This window comes from Rhodococcus sp. X156, from assembly GCF_004006015.1.
GTDB lineage: Bacteria > Actinomycetota > Actinomycetes > Mycobacteriales > Mycobacteriaceae > X156.
In genome coordinates, this window is sequence record NZ_CP034766.1 from 585,896 (window position 1) to 600,311 (window position 14,416).

Below are 14,416 nucleotides of genomic sequence, written 5' to 3' on the forward strand. Positions count from 1 at the left end.
GCGGAAATCCTTTTGACGACTTGCCATTTCGCGTCGAGCAAGGTTTCTGTCCGAAATGCCCTCGTCGAGCCGCTTCCCCGTTGTTGTTACTAATTGCTTAACTCTCGTTACAGAGCGTCGATGTACGGTGTGGACACCCGGCGCGCGAGCAGGTCGCTGCGCCCGTTCCCGCTCGCTCTCTGGGGGCTCCATGGATCCGGCACTCCGTTCGATCGTCAGCGCGCTGACCGACCGCGGGCTCAACAAGAACGCGCTGCAGGCTGCGGTGGACCGGGCGGAGAAGACCGGTCGACCGCTGCGCAGCGTCCTCGTCGAGGACCAGGTGGTCACCGACTTCGAGCTGGTCTCCGCGGTGGCGGACGCCTACGGGGTCGAGGCGGTGGAGCTGGGCTCCTACCCGGTCGAGATGTCGGCGATGTCGAAGATCCCGCTGGCCCTGGCGCGCCGGCACCACGTGGTGCCGATCTCGGTGACCGACAAGACGATCACGGTGGCGGTGGCCGACCCGAGCAACGTGCTGGCGCTGGACGACGTGCGCGCGGCGACCGGGCTCACCGTGGTCCCGGTGGTGGCCACCACCGACGAGCTGAACCGCCTGCTGGGTCGCTACGCCCGCGACAGTGCCGACCTGGACGAGGCCGCCGCCGCGATCACCGCCGCGGAGGGGCCCAGCCACGACCACCTCGACGGGCTCAGCGACGACTCGCCCGTGGTGCGCTACGTGTACGCCCTGCTGGAGCGGGCGATCAACTCACGTGCCTCCGACATCCACCTCGAGCCCAGCGAGTTCGACCTCAAGATCCGGCTGCGCATCGACGGCGTGCTGCACGCGGTGGACGTGGTGCCCCAGGGCATCCAGTCGGCGCTCATCTCCCGCTTCAAGATCATGTCCGGGCTGGACATCACCGAGCGCCGGGTGCCGCAGAACGGCCGCATCACCATGGACGTGGGCGGGCGCGGGGTGGACCTGCGCACCGCCACGCTGCCCACCGTGTGGGGGGAGAAGGTGGTGCTGCGCATCCTGGACACCGGGGGCGTGGACCTGGACCTGCACAAGCTCGGGTTCACCGAGTACAACTACGGGCGCTTCTCGGCTAGCTTCCGCAAGCCGCACGGCATGGTGCTGGTGACCGGGCCCACCGGGTCGGGAAAGTCCACCACCCTCTACGCGACGCTGCACGAGATCGCCCGGCCCGAGGTCAACGTGATCACCGTGGAGGACCCGGTGGAGTACCGGATGCCCGGGGTGAACCAGGTGCAGGTCAACGCCAAGGCGGGACTGACCTTCGCGGCCATCCTGCCGGCGATCCTGCGCTCGGACCCTGACGTGGTGCTGGTCGGTGAGATCCGCGACCGGGTGACGGCGCAGCTGGGCATCGAGGCGGCACTCACCGGGCACCTGGTGCTCTCCACGCTGCACACCAACGACGCCCCCAGCGCCATGACGCGACTGGTGGAGATGGGCATCGAGCCCTTCCTGGTCGGCTCCTCCCTGGACGCGGTGCTCGCCCAGCGCCTCACCCGGCGGCTGTGCGAGTGGTGCAAGGAGGGCTACATCCCGGAGGAGGAGACGCTGCGAACCGCACGCTGGCCGCTGCAGGAGCTGGACTTCCCAGAGCAGCTCTGGCGGGCCGCGGGCTGCCGCCAGTGCGGGGACACCGGCTACCGGGGCCGGCTGGCCATCACCGAGGTGATGCCGGTGAGCGAGGAGATCGAGCGGCTCACCGTGGCCCGTGCGCCGGCGGGTGACATCGCCAAGGCGGCGCGGGCGGAGGGCATGTTGACCCTGCGCGATGACGGGCTGCGCAAGGCCGCGGAGGGCACCACCACGGTGGAGGAGGTGCTCCGCGTCACGGTGTAGGGAGATTTCGTGAACTCGCTCGCAAATCACTCTGCGTGGTCGATAGAACACTAGGGGCTATCGATAGCGGGCGAACGGGGATATCGTCCCTGCGACCGTGAGGCATGCCAAAGATGGCTCCCCGCAAGGTTTTACCGGGACTGCATGAAGGGCATGACGTTGACGTCACTAGCACCGGCTGACGAAGCCGTCGACACCGCGCCGGTGCGCGCCGAGCTCGACCGGCTGCTGACCGAGCTGGTCGCAATGGGCGGGTCGGACCTGCACCTCACCGCCGGCATCGCCCCGTGCATGCGGCTCAACGGCGCGCTCGCCCCCGTCCCGGACTACGACAGGCTGACGCCGGTGGACACCGAGCTGCTGGTGCGCTCCTTCCTCACCCCCGTCCAGTGGGACAAGTTCGCCAACGCCCAGGAGCTGGACACCTCGTACTCCGTGCGCGGGGTCAGCCGTTTCCGCGTCAACGTCTACCGCCAGCGCGGCTCGGTGGGAGCGGCCTTCCGCGCCATCCCGCACGAGATCAAGAACCTCACCGACCTGGGCCTGCCCTTCGCGGTGGAGGACCTCGGGGGACTGCCCCGCGGGCTGGTGCTGGTCACCGGACCCACCGGCTCGGGCAAGTCCACCACCCTGGCGAGCCTGCTGGACCTGATCAACCGGACCCGCTCCGGGCACATCATGACCATCGAGGACCCGATCGAGTACGTGCACTCGCACAAGAAGTGCGTGGTCAACCAGCGCGAGGTGGGCTCGGACACCGAGGACTTCAGCTCTGCGCTCAAGCACGCGCTGCGCCAGGACCCCGACATCATCCTGGTGGGTGAGCTGCGCGACCTGGAGACCACCTCGGTGGCGGTGACCGCCGCGGAGACCGGGCACCTGGTGCTCGCCACGCTGCACACCCAGTCGGCGGCGCAGACCATCGACCGGCTCGTCGACATCTATCCCTCGCACCAGCAGCAGCAGATCCGGGTGCAGCTGGCGAACTGCCTGCAGGGGGTGGTGACCCAGGCGCTGGTGCCGCGCAAGGACGGCGAGGGCCGCACCGTGGTGTGCGAGGTGATGCTGGCGACGCCGGCCATCCGCAACCTCATCCGCGAGGACAAGGTGCACCAGATCCCGTCGTTCCTGCAGTCCTCCGGCGACGTGGGGATGATCAGCTTCGACCAGCACCTGGCCATGCGCTACAACGAGAACCAGATCAGCCGCAACACCGCGCTGAGCCTGGCCCACGACCCCAGCGAGTTCACCCGACTGACGAAGCGCGTGTAGCACCGTGGCCACCAAGACCTTTGCCTACGAGGCGCTGGACTCCACGGGCGCCGCCATCAAGGGCAGCCTGGAGTCGGAGTCCACCGAGGCTGCCGCGCAGGCGCTGCTGAGCCAGAAGCTGGTGCCGCTGAGCGTGACCACGGCGGGCCAGGGCCTGCAGCGGGAGATCAAGATCCCGGGCCTCGGCGGGCGGACCACGCTCAAGGACCTGGCGATCATGTCGCGCCAGTTCGCGTCCATGATGTCGGCGGGTCTTCCGCTGCTGCGGGCACTGTCCATCCTGGACGAGCAGACCAGCAAGCCGAAGCTGCAGGCGGCGATCAGCCGGGTGCGCAGCGAGGTGCAGGGTGGCGTCACGCTGTCCACCGCGATGGGCAGGCACCCGGACCAGTTCCCGCTGCTGATGGTGAACATGGTGCGCGCGGGCGAGGCCGGCGGCTTCCTGGACGGGGCGCTCGACCGGATCGCCTCGATGTACGAGGCCGACGCCAACCTGCGAGCCAAGATCAAGGGGGCGATGACCTACCCAGTCATCGTGCTGATGTTCTCGCTGATCCTGGGCATGGGCGTCATCATCTTCATTGTCCCGATCTTCGAGCGGATGTTCGCCGACCTCGGCGGTGAGCTGCCACTGCCCACCAAGGTGATGGTGATCCTCTCCAACAACCTCTGGTGGGTGGCCCCCCTGGCCATCGTCGCAGCGGTCGTGGGGTTGAAGTACTTCCGCGACGCCTACCGCAAGAACCCGGCGTTCCGGCTCAGGGTCGACCGGATCAAGCTGCGGCTGCCGGTGATGGGCAAGCTCTCCGCCAAGCTGGCCATCAGCCGCTGGGCGCGCACGCTGGGCACGCTGCTGCACGTGGGTGTGCCCATGCTGCAGGCCCTGGAGGTGGTGGGCGGCACCTCCGGCAACGCGGTGATCACCCAGGCCATGAAGGAAGTGATGGACGAGGTGCGCGCGGGCAACCAGATGTCCGGGCCGCTGAGCAGGCACCCGCTCTTTCCCACCATGGTCGTGCAGATGATGGAGGTGGGGGAGGAGACCGGCCAGATCACCGAGATGCTGGACAAGGTCGCCGACTTCTACGACCACGAGGTGGAGGCGGCCACCGACTCGCTGACCGCGGCCATGGAGCCGCTGCTGGTGGTGCTCATGGGCGTGGTGATCGGATCGATGGTGGTCTGCCTGTACCTGCCGATGTTCAGCATCTACCAGAACATCCAGTCCTAACCAGACTCCGCAATGTTCCTACGCGGCAGTGCATCTGCGTACTCTATGTGAGAGTGCAATTACGCTGCGTGCCCTATCCCGGGCGCTGCGCTGCTGCAACTCAGGTTCCCCCCTCGGCGGTCGATCTACCGGTTAACCGGCACCCCCTCGCCGAGTCCCTACCAGAGCCCGGAGGCTCCCATGCTCAACCAGCTCCAAAAGCTCCGCGAGGAGCGCGCCAAGAACGACAAGGGCTTCACCCTGATCGAGCTGCTCGTGGTCGTGGTGATTCTCGGCATCCTGATCGCCATCGCCATCCCGCTGTACCTCAACTACCAGAAGGGTGCCGCGAACAAGGCGGCCCAGTCTGACGTCCGCAACGCCATCACCGCAGTCGAGGCCTGCCGTGCTTCGGGTGGCGTAATGCCGACTGCACCCGCCGCTGCCATCACTGAGAACACAGTGATCAAGTGTGGCACCGCTGAGCAGACCCTGGTGGTTTCCAACGGAGGGTCGCTTCTCCTGACGGTCGGCGCCAGCTCCACCTACACGCTCCTGGGCAAGCCGTCCTCGACCGGCGACAAGCAGTACACCTACACGAGCAACGACGGCAAGACGGCCGAAGCCGACAAGGTTTAGCAACCCTTCCGGTGGGGCCACGCGAGTGGCCCCACCGGATCGCTGCTCGAACGATCCACCCACCCAGCAGAGTCCGAGCTCGATGCCCTTTCGGGGAGACATGATGAAGACACGCCGGCGACCCGGTGAGACTGCGGTCCCCGCGGTCAACGGTGACGGTCGCATCATCGGGCTCGACATCGGCGCCACCGGCGTGCGGGCCGCCGTGCTCAACGCGGTGCGCGGGCCGGGACTGCCCTCGGTGCAGATCCAGGCGCTCGGCCACATCAGCCTGCCACTGGCAGCCGTGGTCGACGGAGCGGTGCGCGACCAGGCGGTGGTGACCAACGCGGTCAAGCACCTGGCCCAGGAGAACGGCTTCACCGGGGCCAACGTCATCGTCGGCACCACCAACCCGCAGGTCGTCGTCCGTGACCTGCAGATGCCCAACCTTCCCCGCGAGCAGGTCCGCCTCGCCCTGCCCTTCCAGGCCCGTGAGCTGGTGGCCCTGCCCCTGGACGAGGTGATCCTCGACTACACGCCCTTCGGGCTGGTGGACGGCGCCCCAGACATGCTGCACGGCCTGCTGATCGCCGCGCCCCGGCTGCCCGTGGTGGCCGCGGTCAGCGCCGTGGAGCGCGCCGGGCTGCGCGTGGCCACGGTGGACCTGTCGTCCATCGCCACGCTGCGCTTCCTGGCGCAGGAGCGGATGACCGCCGAGGCGGTCATCGACATCGGGGCACACCTCACCAGCATCGTGGTGCACAGCCACGGCATGCCCAAGGTGGTGCGCACCGTGGCCCGCGGCGGCCAGGAGCTCACCGAGCGCCTCGCTGACCGCGCCGACCTCAGCTTCGACGACGCCGAGCGCGCCAAGTACTCCGAAGGACTCACCAGCGGCACGGAGATCGCCACCATCCTCACCGAGGGTGTGCGTCCCCTGCTGGCCGAGATCCGCAGCTCGCTGCACTTCTTCGCGGCCACCAACTCCGACGTCGACCTGGAGCGCATCTCGCTGACCGGTGGCGGAGCCTGGTTGCCCGGCCTCGCTGACCTGATCGCCGCGCAGCACGCCATGCCGGTGGAGGTGATCGCGCCGGCCCACCACATCGAGACGCGCTGGAGCACCTTCATGCGTCAGATGGGCAGCGGCGTCTCCGCCAGCGCGGTCTCGGTGGGCCTGGCGATGGGGGCAGCAGCATGAGCAAGCACTCCGGGGGCGGCAGGCACGGGATGCCGGAGCGGCCCCAGCCCCAGCCCCAGCCACAGGAGCTGACCGGTCCGATCTGGACGGCCCTGCCGGGCTGGGGCATCGTCGCCGACCTCATGCCGCCGGAGGTCCTCGCCCAGCGCCGGGTCCACGTCATCCGCCGCCGGGTCAGCGTGGCCATGGCGGGAGTGCTCGGGGTGTGCGTGCTCGGCCTCGTGTTCGGCATGTTCCAGAAGCACCAGGCCTCGGAGAACCTCGCCGACGTGCAGGCCCAGACGTCCCAGCTGCTGGTCAAGCAGAACAACTACGCCGACGTGGTCCGCATCCAGGCCGACGTCGCCCAGGTGGAGCAGCAGCTGCCGGTCCTGCTGGCTGACGACGTCTCGCACGCTGCCCTGCTGGAGCAGTTGCGCGCCAAGCTGCCGGACTCCATGGCGATCAACCAGCTGGAGATCACGGTGGACACCGGCAAGTCTGCGGCCACCGGGGGAGCGCAGGCCTCGGACACCGCCAGCCTGGACGCCTCCGGGCAGAAGCACATCGGCACCGTCACCATCGGTGGCACCGGCCGGACGCTGGCCGACCTGGCCACCTACGTCGACGCGCTGCGCACCGTGCCCGGGGTGGTGGAGCCGTACCCGCTGTCGAACAAGGCGGCCGCCCCCGGCACGCAGTTCAGCCTCCAGCTGACCCTCACCGACGTGCTGCTGACCAAGAAGTACGACCCCAGCACGAAGGGCGGCAACTGATGACCTCCTTGCGCCAGGACCGTCGGGTCTGGATCGGTGGCGGTGCCCTGCTCGCCGTGGTCGTGCTCGCCCTCGGGTGGGTGGTGCTCGTCGGCCCCCAGCTCTCCAGCGCCTCGGATCTGGACCAGCAGGCGCAGTCGGCGGAGACCCAGAACATGGTGCTGCAGAACAAGGTGCGCAAGCTCGAGGCGGCCAGCAAGGACATGGACGGCCTGAACAAGGAGCTGCAGGACGCTCGCGCGGCGCTGCCCATCACCAGTGGCATGCCCGACTTCACCCGCCAGGTGGAGGACCAGGCCCGCAGCGCCGGAGTGGTGGTGTTCAGCATCGTGGCTGGGGCCCCCACGCTGGCCGGCGCTGGCGCTGCGCCGGCCACCAGCAACGCCCCCGTCACGGCTGCGGGCAACCTGTTCTCCGTCCCGGTGACGCTGGTCGCCGACGGGGCCCTGCCCAACCACCGCGCCTTCGTGGCCGCGATCGAGGGCGGCCCCCGCGCGGCACTGATCGACTCGGTGGGCTTCGGGCCCGGTGAGGGCGCCACCACCACCGGCACCTCGGTGGACTCCGCCACGCGGATGACCGTCAAGCTCCAGGTCTTCGTGGCCCCGCAGACCCCCACCGATCAGGCCGAGCTGCAGAAGCTCGGCGGCTGACCTGAGCACCGCGACATGCGTCCTGCCAGCTCGCCGCCGCGGCGGTCGCTGCTCACCCTGATCGCGCGCCGGCCCAGCCGTCGCGGTCCCAGCAGCACTGGCGCAGCGCGACCCGACGACGGCTTCGTCCTGCTCGAGTCGGTGATGGCCATCGCGGTGATCACCGTGGTGATGACGGCGCTGACGTCGTTCTTCATCTCCACCATGTCCTCCGCCAGCCAGCAGCGCGCCCGGCAGGGCGCCATCCAGCTGTCCGACACCGCGATGGAGCTGGTGCGCGGGCTGGGAGCCGCCGGCGCGGTGGCCGGCCACAGCCCCGCCGACGTGACCAACCAGTGGCGCACGCCGCTGGCGACCAGCGAACCGGTCAAGTCGTGGCTCACCTCCATGGCCCCCGCCACCGACACCACCTCGGTCGCGCCGAAGGCACTGCCCACCACCCCGCAGTCGTCCACCCTCAACAACGTCGGTTACCAGGTCAGCTACTTCGTGGGCTGGTGCCTGCGACCCGCCGTGGACACGGCGGCCTCGACCGACTGTGCCGCCAGCAACACGAGTGGGTACACCCCCACCAGGCACTACACCCAGCAGGTGCGCGTCGTGGTGGCCGTCACCTGGGCGGACAAGAGCTGCACCGCGTCCAGGTGCACCTACCTCACCGCGATGCTGCTCAACGGCAGCGGCGACCTCACCTTCAACTTCAACGCCACGCCCCCGCCCGCGCCCACCCTCACCGGCTGCCAGGACCAGGCCTCCACGGTGAACGACGAGGTCACCCGTTCGATCCTGCCGGCCGAGGGCAGCCCTGGCTGCGCCGTCACCGGTGGGGTGCCCACCTTCACCTACGTGGCCACCGGCCTGCCGCCGGGACTCACGCTCAACGCCGTCACCGGGGTGGTGACCGGCCGGGCCACTGCCCCAAACCCCGCCGGTGCGCTGGTCACCGTCACCGTCACCGACGGCTTCCTCAAGACGGCGACGGCCACCTTCCGCTGGCGGGTCTACCCGGCCCTGGTGGTCACCGCACCCACGGGCGACCGCTCCAGCAACGTCGGGCAGCTGGTGAACGTGCCGTCCACCGCCACCGGGGGCACGGGCGTCACGGTGTGGTCGGCGTCCGGGCTGCCCCTGCAGCTGACGATCAACACCGCCACGGGAGCGATCACCGGGACGGCCACGACGGCGGGGTCTTTCCCGGTGACGGTGCGGGCCACCAACGCCGCCACCGGAGCCACCGCCCAGTCCGGCTTCACCTGGACCGTCAACCCCGGTCTGGCCGTCACCAACCCCGGCACCCAGACCACCAGCCGGCTGCTGACCGTCGCGATCCAGCTGGACGTGCAGGGCGGCTCCGGCAGCTACGCCTTCACCCAGACCGGGCTGCCCGCCGGGCTCACCCTGGGCCCGGACGGCGAGATCGCCGGCGTGGTGGCCGCCAGCAACACCACCGGTCCGCGCAACGTCACCGTGACCGTCACCGACACCGAGACCACCCAGACGTCCGCCGTGACCTTCTCCTGGAACGTCACGCCCGCACCGTCGCTGCTGTCGCCGGGAAACCAGACCAGCCAGCGCAACCAGGTGGTCAACCTGCAGCTGGGGACGTGCACCAGCTGCACCTACACGCTGAGCGGCGCGCTGCCGCCGGGGCTGACCCTCAACCCCAGGACCGGCGTGATCTCCGGGACCACGGCCAACACCAACGGCGTGTACCGCGGCATCTCGATCTCCGTGGTGGACGCCGGCGGGGGCCGGGCCACCACCACGCCGTTCCAGTGGAACGTCACCGACCTGCGCCTGGTGGTCGGAGACCAGAACGATCGCTGGCGGGAAGTGAACCTGCCGCTGGCCGCGACGGGGGGCCGCGGCCCGTACACCTACACCAGCACGGGCTCGAGCCTGCCTGGTGGACTGTCGATCGTGGGTGACCGGATCGTGGGCGACGCGCCCATTCCGCCCATCGTCCGGACCTACACCGGGCTGGTCGTCACGGTGACCGACCAGGACGGCGCCACCGTGTCCAGCCCCGCCTTCCGCTGGGTGATCACGTGGTGAGCCGGGTGTGGCGCCGACTGTCCAGCCGGCTGCGCCAGAAGGACGACGCGCGCGAGTCCGGCACCACCCTGATCGAGCTGATGGTGGGCATGACGGTGATGGGCGTGTTCATGGTGATGTTCACCGCCGCCATCACCAGCATGTTCAGCTCCACCACCACCGCGGAGTCCCTGGCGCAGACCTCGGGCCAGCTGAGCACCGCGTTCAACCGGCTCGACTCCACCGTGCGCTACGCCACAGCGCTGAGCCAGCCGGGTGAGTCCGGCGGCTCCTGGTACGTGGAGCTGCAGTCGGTGGACCGGGAGACCGCCGCCGTGCGGTGCACGCAGCTGCGGGTCACCGGCCCGAGCGACGCGAACGGCGCCGCCCCGCGCCAGCTGCAGCAGCGCACCTGGACGGTGACCAGCCCCGGGGCCAAGACCGGCCTGACGACGTTCACCCCGGTCGCGTCGGACATCATCAACGGCTCGGTGGCGCCAGGCGCGCAGCAGCCCTTCACCAGGGTCGCCGCCACCGCGGCCGTGCCCTACCAGCAGCTGCGGGTCGTGCTGCGGTCCAGCCTGAACAGCCTGGGCGACAGAGTCTCCGTGAGCGACACCACGTTCACCGCGCTGAACAGCGCACCCACCACCCCGCTGTCCGGGATCTGCACGGAAGCAGGCCGACGATGACCCACCCCCACCCACCCGTGCGCCGAGCCCGATCGCTGCGCCAGCGGCTGATCACCGACGACCGCGGGTCCATGCCGATGGCGCTGCTGGTCATCCTGGTCGGCATCTCCTTCGGCGCGCTGCTGCTGCCGATGGTCATCACCCAGACCCAGTCGACCCGGCTCGTCACCAGCCGGGTGCAGGCGCTGCACGCCGCCCAGAGCGGGCTGGAGGTGGCCACCGGGCTCATCCGCTCGGCGGCGGACACCAGCCCCACTGCGACCACCGGGGCCGGGGACCCCAGAAAGCTGCCCTGCGGGCCACTGGCCGGTCCAGTGGGTGACGGGGGGCAGGCGACCTACAGCGTGGACATCGCCTACTACGCGGCCGACCCCTACGGCCACGACGACGCGTGGCTGGCCGACCCGAGGAACAAGATGATCTGCGTGTCCGGCTACGGGGTGTACCTCAAGGCCAGCGGGACCACGCCCGACCTCTACGTGCCCTCCTACGCACTGCTGACCGCCACCGGGATCAACCCTCCCGGTGGCGCAGGCAGCTCCCCGGGGCGCACCCTGCAGGCGACCTACGTCTTCCAGACGTCCAACGCCTACACCGCCGCCGGGGGTGGTTCCATCTCGTTCGGGCGGGCCGACGGCACCGAGCCGTTCTGCATGGGCGTGGACAAGCTGCAGGAGGGCGCGGCGGTGGTGGCCAAGAACTGCTACGACAACTCCGCCGACGCCGTGAAGATGCGCAGCTGGTACTACAACGTGGACCTGAGCCTGCAGCTGGTGCAGACCAAGAACGACGCCGCGATCAACACCAACCTGAACGGCTTGTGCCTGCACCAGGGCTCGCCCACCATCGTGCGCAAGTGTGCCGCCAAGAGCGACGCCACCCCGACGACCGGGCAGGAGTGGCGCTCCGACGCCGTGGGTCGCTTCCTCTCCGCCAGCGGCAGCTGCCTGACCCTGCCGACGTTGGCGCTGAAGGCGGCGTTCACCACCACCGGGTGCGGCAACGGCTCCCAGGCCTACACCGCCCAGCCCACGGTGGGTGCCGGCGCGGCAGGCCTGGGGAGCAAGCAGCTGGTGAACTTCGGTGACTTCGGCCGCTGCCTGGACGTGCCCAACAAGGACGCCGCCGGGGACGGGTCGTCGTTCATGATCATCTACCCGTGCAAGCAGAAGCTGGACCTGGTGGACGAGTGGAACCAGAAGTTCACCCCCAGCACCACGATCAACGCGACCAAGCCCACCCAGGTGCAGTGGCGAACCACCCCGCCGAACAGCAGCGCCTACTGCCTGAAGAGTCCGCGGGCCGACAAGCAGGCGGTGACGGTGGCCAGGTGCGCCACCAACGACCCCGGTCAGACCTGGACCTACTACACCACCCAGGCCGCCGACGGCACCGAGCTGGCCTACGGCGACAAGTTCACCATCCGGGACAGCGCGAACCCCGGGCTGTGCCTGGGCGAGGGCCCGGCCCGGTACGACAGCTCCCCACCGTCCTACAAGGTGATCGTCTCGGCGTGTGACGGCTCGCCGCTGCAGAAGTGGAACTCCGACCCCAACGTCCGTGCCTCCCGGGTGGAGAACACCGCCGAGCTGCCGTTCCAGGCGCCCTGACGTGGGGGCGTGATGATCGACGGCGTGCTCGCGTTCCTGCTCGTGGTGGTGGCCGTGCTGGGTCTGGCGGTCGGCTCCTTCCTCAACGTGGTGGTGCACCGCGTGCCGGCCGGTGACTCGCTGGTGCGCCCGGCCTCGCACTGCCCGCACTGCGCGGCGCCCATCAAGGCCCGGCACAACGTGCCGGTGCTGAGCTGGCTGGCCCTGCGGGGGCGGTGCGCGGGCTGTCGCGGCCCGATCAGCGCGCGCTACCCGCTGGTGGAGCTGCTCACCGCGGCGCTGTTCGTGGCCGTCGCCTGGCGGCTGGCCGCCCTGGACCAGCTGCCCGCCCTGCCCGCCTACCTCTACTTCGTCGCTGCGGGCGTGGCGCTGGCCGCCATCGACCTCGAGGTGCGGCGGCTGCCCAACGCCATCGTGCTGCCCTCCTACCCCGTGGTGCTGGGCCTGCTGGTGGTCGCCGCCGCCTGGCAGGGCGACTGGGCCGCGCTGCTGCGGGCGGTGATCGGCTGCGCTGCGCTGTTCGGCTGCTACCTGGTGCTCGCCCTGGTGCACCCGGCCGGGATGGGGCTGGGTGACGTCAAGCTCGCCGGAGTGGTGGGCGCCGTGCTCGGCTACCTGTCGTTCGGCACCTTGCTGGTGGGTGGCTTCGCGGCCTTCCTGCTCGCCGCCGTGGTGGGGGCGGTGATCATCGCCTCGCGCCGTGGCTCCCGCAAGACCGCGATCCCGTTCGGCCCGTACATGATCACCGGTGCGCTGCTCGCCGTGCTCGCCGCGGACGAGGTGGTGCGCTGGTACCTGGGCCTCGTCGCGCCGGCCTGAGCAGCTCCCGCGCGGCCGCTCGCGTCGACCGCCACGGCCGGGCCCGGTGCCCTACATTGGGAACCCAGAACTGGAACACGTACCAGTTTCTTCGTTCGACGCCCTGCTGGAGGCACCGATGACGACTGCGATCCCCGAGACCGTCCCCGTCGGCTCGGTGCAGGAGTGGTCCGACGAGGTCGACGTCCTGGTGGTCGGGTTCGGCATCGGAGGCGGCTGCGCTGCGGTGGAGGCGGCCGCGGCCGGTGCCCGGGTGCTGGTGCTCGAGCGCGCCGCGGTGCCCGGCGGCACCACGGCGCTGGCCGGTGGGCACTTCTACCTCGGTGCGGGCACGGCCGTGCAGCAGGCGACCGGGCACGAGGACTCCGTCGAGCAGATGTACGAGTACCTGGTGGCCGTCTCCCGCGAGCCGGAGCCGGAGAAGATCCGCGCCTACTGCGAGGGCAGCGTGGCGCACTTCGACTGGCTGGAGGGCCTGGGCTTCGAGTTCGAGCGCAGCTACTACCCGGAGAAGGCCGTGATCCAGCCCGGCACCGAGGGCCTGATGTTCACCGGCAACGAGAAGGTGTGGCCCTACCGGGACCAGGCGGTGCCCGCCCCCCGCGGCCACAAGGTCCCCGTGGCCGGGGACACCGGTGGAGCGGCGATGGTCATCGACCTGCTGGTGCGGCGCGCCGACGAGCTCGGGGTGCAGCTGCGCTGCGAGACCGGGGCCACCCAGCTGGTCACCGACACCGACGGCCGCGTGGTGGGCGTGGCGTGGCGGCGCTTCGCCGAGCAGGGCTTCATCCGCGCGGGAGCGGTGGTGCTGGCCGCGGGCGGGTTCGTGATGAACCCGGAGATGGTGGCCCAGCACGTGCCCCAGCTGGCCGAGAAGCCCTTCGTGCTCGGCGGCACCTACGACGACGGGCTCGGTCTGCGGATGGGGATCTCCGCCGGCGGGCAGACGCTGCACATGGACCAGGCGTTCATCACCGCACCGGTCTACCCACCGTCCCAGCTGCTCACCGGGGTCATCGTCAACGCCGACGGGCAGCGCTTCGTCGCCGAGGACTCCTACCACTCCCGCACCTCCGCCTTCGCCCTGGAGCAGCCGGGCGCAGTGGCATACCTGGTGGTGGACTCCGAGCACGTGCAGCGCCCGGACTTCCCGCTCGCACCCTTCATCGACGGGTGGGAGACGGTGGCGGAGATGGAGCAGGCGCTGGGCATCCCGGCCGGCCACCTGCAGTCCACCTTGGACCGGTACAACGTCAACGCCGAGCGCGGGGAGGGCCCCGACTTCCACAAGGCGCCCGAGTGGCTCGCCCCGCAGGGCACCGGCCCGTGGGCCGCCTTCGACCTCTCGCTGGGCAAGGCGCTCTACGCCGGCTTCACCATGGGTGGGCTGCGCACCTCGGTGGACGCCGAGGTGCTCACCGCCGACGGTGAGGCTGTCGGCGGGCTCTACGCCGCCGGCGCCTGCGCGGCCAACATCGCCCAGGACGGCAAGGGCTACTGCAGCGGGACCCAGCTGGGGGAGGGATCATTCTTCGGTCGTCGCGCGGGACGCCACGCAGCGGCCACCTGCACCGCGGCTGCCCACTGCGCGAATTAACCAGTGGGACAACGCAAACACTGTGGTCAGCGCCTCGAGCACCGAGTTGTGTGTCACGATGTGTCCAAGTTGGAAGTACGACGTGTAGTCA

General features: G+C 70.0%; 12 protein-coding genes. All 12 read left to right on the plus strand.

All coding sequences use genetic code 11. The features are described from left to right. The first annotated feature begins 190 nt into the window (after nucleotides 1-190). The 12 genes from ELX43_RS02815 to ELX43_RS02870 all read left to right on the plus strand — a co-directional run bounded on the left by ELX43_RS02815 (nucleotide 191) and on the right by ELX43_RS02870 (nucleotide 14,325). Nucleotides 191-1,861, plus strand: a complete 1,671-nt coding sequence (locus ELX43_RS02815) for an ATPase, T2SS/T4P/T4SS family (RefSeq protein ID WP_127782036.1) — start codon at nucleotides 191-193, stop codon at nucleotides 1,859-1,861. Between the two features lie 144 nt (nucleotides 1,862-2,005). Continuing rightward, complete coding sequence (locus ELX43_RS02820) at nucleotides 2,006-3,133, plus strand: PilT/PilU family type 4a pilus ATPase (protein ID WP_206518087.1); 1,128 nt, start codon at nucleotides 2,006-2,008, stop codon at nucleotides 3,131-3,133. Nucleotides 3,134-3,137: 4 nt separating this feature from the next. Beyond that, complete coding sequence (locus tag ELX43_RS02825) at nucleotides 3,138-4,364, plus strand: type II secretion system F family protein (RefSeq protein ID WP_127782037.1); 1,227 nt, start codon at nucleotides 3,138-3,140, stop codon at nucleotides 4,362-4,364. Nucleotides 4,365-4,544: 180 nt separating this feature from the next. Further along, a complete protein-coding gene (locus ELX43_RS18145; RefSeq protein ID WP_127782038.1) occupies nucleotides 4,545-4,982 on the plus strand; it encodes a prepilin-type N-terminal cleavage/methylation domain-containing protein in 438 nt (145 codons plus the stop codon). A 103-nt stretch (nucleotides 4,983-5,085) separates the two neighbouring features. Continuing rightward, a complete protein-coding gene (gene pilM / locus ELX43_RS02835) occupies nucleotides 5,086-6,165 on the plus strand; it encodes a type IV pilus assembly protein PilM (RefSeq protein ID WP_164860557.1) in 1,080 nt (359 codons plus the stop codon). Beyond that, nucleotides 6,162-6,920 carry a hypothetical protein gene (locus ELX43_RS02840; RefSeq protein WP_127782040.1) on the plus strand — a complete coding sequence of 253 codons (759 nt, stop codon included), beginning with the start codon at nucleotides 6,162-6,164 and terminating at the stop codon, nucleotides 6,918-6,920. The genes pilM and ELX43_RS02840 overlap by 4 nt, the downstream gene beginning before the upstream one ends. After that, nucleotides 6,920-7,573: a hypothetical protein gene (locus ELX43_RS02845; protein ID WP_127782041.1), complete on the plus strand. Its 654-nt coding sequence runs from the start codon at nucleotides 6,920-6,922 to the stop codon at nucleotides 7,571-7,573. The genes ELX43_RS02840 and ELX43_RS02845 overlap by 1 nt, the downstream gene beginning before the upstream one ends. Nucleotides 7,574-7,588: 15 nt before the next feature. Next, nucleotides 7,589-9,628 carry an Ig domain-containing protein gene (locus ELX43_RS02850; RefSeq protein ID WP_127782042.1) on the plus strand — a complete coding sequence of 680 codons (2,040 nt, stop codon included), beginning with the start codon at nucleotides 7,589-7,591 and terminating at the stop codon, nucleotides 9,626-9,628. Next, complete coding sequence (locus tag ELX43_RS02855; protein ID WP_127782043.1) at nucleotides 9,622-10,299, plus strand: type II secretion system protein; 678 nt, start codon at nucleotides 9,622-9,624, stop codon at nucleotides 10,297-10,299. Before ELX43_RS02850 ends, ELX43_RS02855 begins: the two co-directional genes overlap by 7 nt. Then, nucleotides 10,296-11,909: a ricin-type beta-trefoil lectin domain protein gene (locus tag ELX43_RS02860; protein ID WP_127782044.1), complete on the plus strand. Its 1,614-nt coding sequence runs from the start codon at nucleotides 10,296-10,298 to the stop codon at nucleotides 11,907-11,909. The genes ELX43_RS02855 and ELX43_RS02860 overlap by 4 nt, the downstream gene beginning before the upstream one ends. Before the next feature lie 12 nt (nucleotides 11,910-11,921). Further along, entirely contained in the window at nucleotides 11,922-12,728 is an 807-nt protein-coding gene (locus tag ELX43_RS02865) for an A24 family peptidase (RefSeq protein ID WP_127784629.1), read from the plus strand. 118 nt (nucleotides 12,729-12,846) lie between these two features. After that, on the plus strand, nucleotides 12,847-14,325 hold the full coding sequence (locus tag ELX43_RS02870; protein WP_127782045.1) for an FAD-binding protein: 1,479 nt from the start codon (nucleotides 12,847-12,849) through the stop codon (nucleotides 14,323-14,325). Nucleotides 14,326-14,416: the final 91 nt, after the last annotated feature.

What these genes read in the sequence shown, in the direction of transcription:
- ELX43_RS02815 (WP_127782036.1), top strand. Translation starts at nt 191, where the DNA reads ATGGATCCGGCACTCCGTTCGATCGTCAGCGCGCTGACCGACCGCGGG.
- ELX43_RS02820 (WP_206518087.1), top strand. Translation starts at nt 2,006, where the DNA reads ATGAAGGGCATGACGTTGACGTCACTAGCACCGGCTGACGAAGCCGTC.
- ELX43_RS18145 (WP_127782038.1), top strand. Translation starts at nt 4,545, where the DNA reads ATGCTCAACCAGCTCCAAAAGCTCCGCGAGGAGCGCGCCAAGAACGAC.
- pilM (WP_164860557.1), top strand. Translation starts at nt 5,086, where the DNA reads ATGAAGACACGCCGGCGACCCGGTGAGACTGCGGTCCCCGCGGTCAAC.
- ELX43_RS02840 (WP_127782040.1), top strand. Translation starts at nt 6,162, where the DNA reads ATGAGCAAGCACTCCGGGGGCGGCAGGCACGGGATGCCGGAGCGGCCC.
- ELX43_RS02845 (WP_127782041.1), top strand. Translation starts at nt 6,920, where the DNA reads ATGACCTCCTTGCGCCAGGACCGTCGGGTCTGGATCGGTGGCGGTGCC.
- ELX43_RS02850 (WP_127782042.1), top strand. Translation starts at nt 7,589, where the DNA reads ATGCGTCCTGCCAGCTCGCCGCCGCGGCGGTCGCTGCTCACCCTGATC.
- ELX43_RS02860 (WP_127782044.1), top strand. Translation starts at nt 10,296, where the DNA reads ATGACCCACCCCCACCCACCCGTGCGCCGAGCCCGATCGCTGCGCCAG.
- ELX43_RS02865 (WP_127784629.1), top strand. Translation starts at nt 11,922, where the DNA reads ATGATCGACGGCGTGCTCGCGTTCCTGCTCGTGGTGGTGGCCGTGCTG.
- ELX43_RS02870 (WP_127782045.1), top strand. Translation starts at nt 12,847, where the DNA reads ATGACGACTGCGATCCCCGAGACCGTCCCCGTCGGCTCGGTGCAGGAG.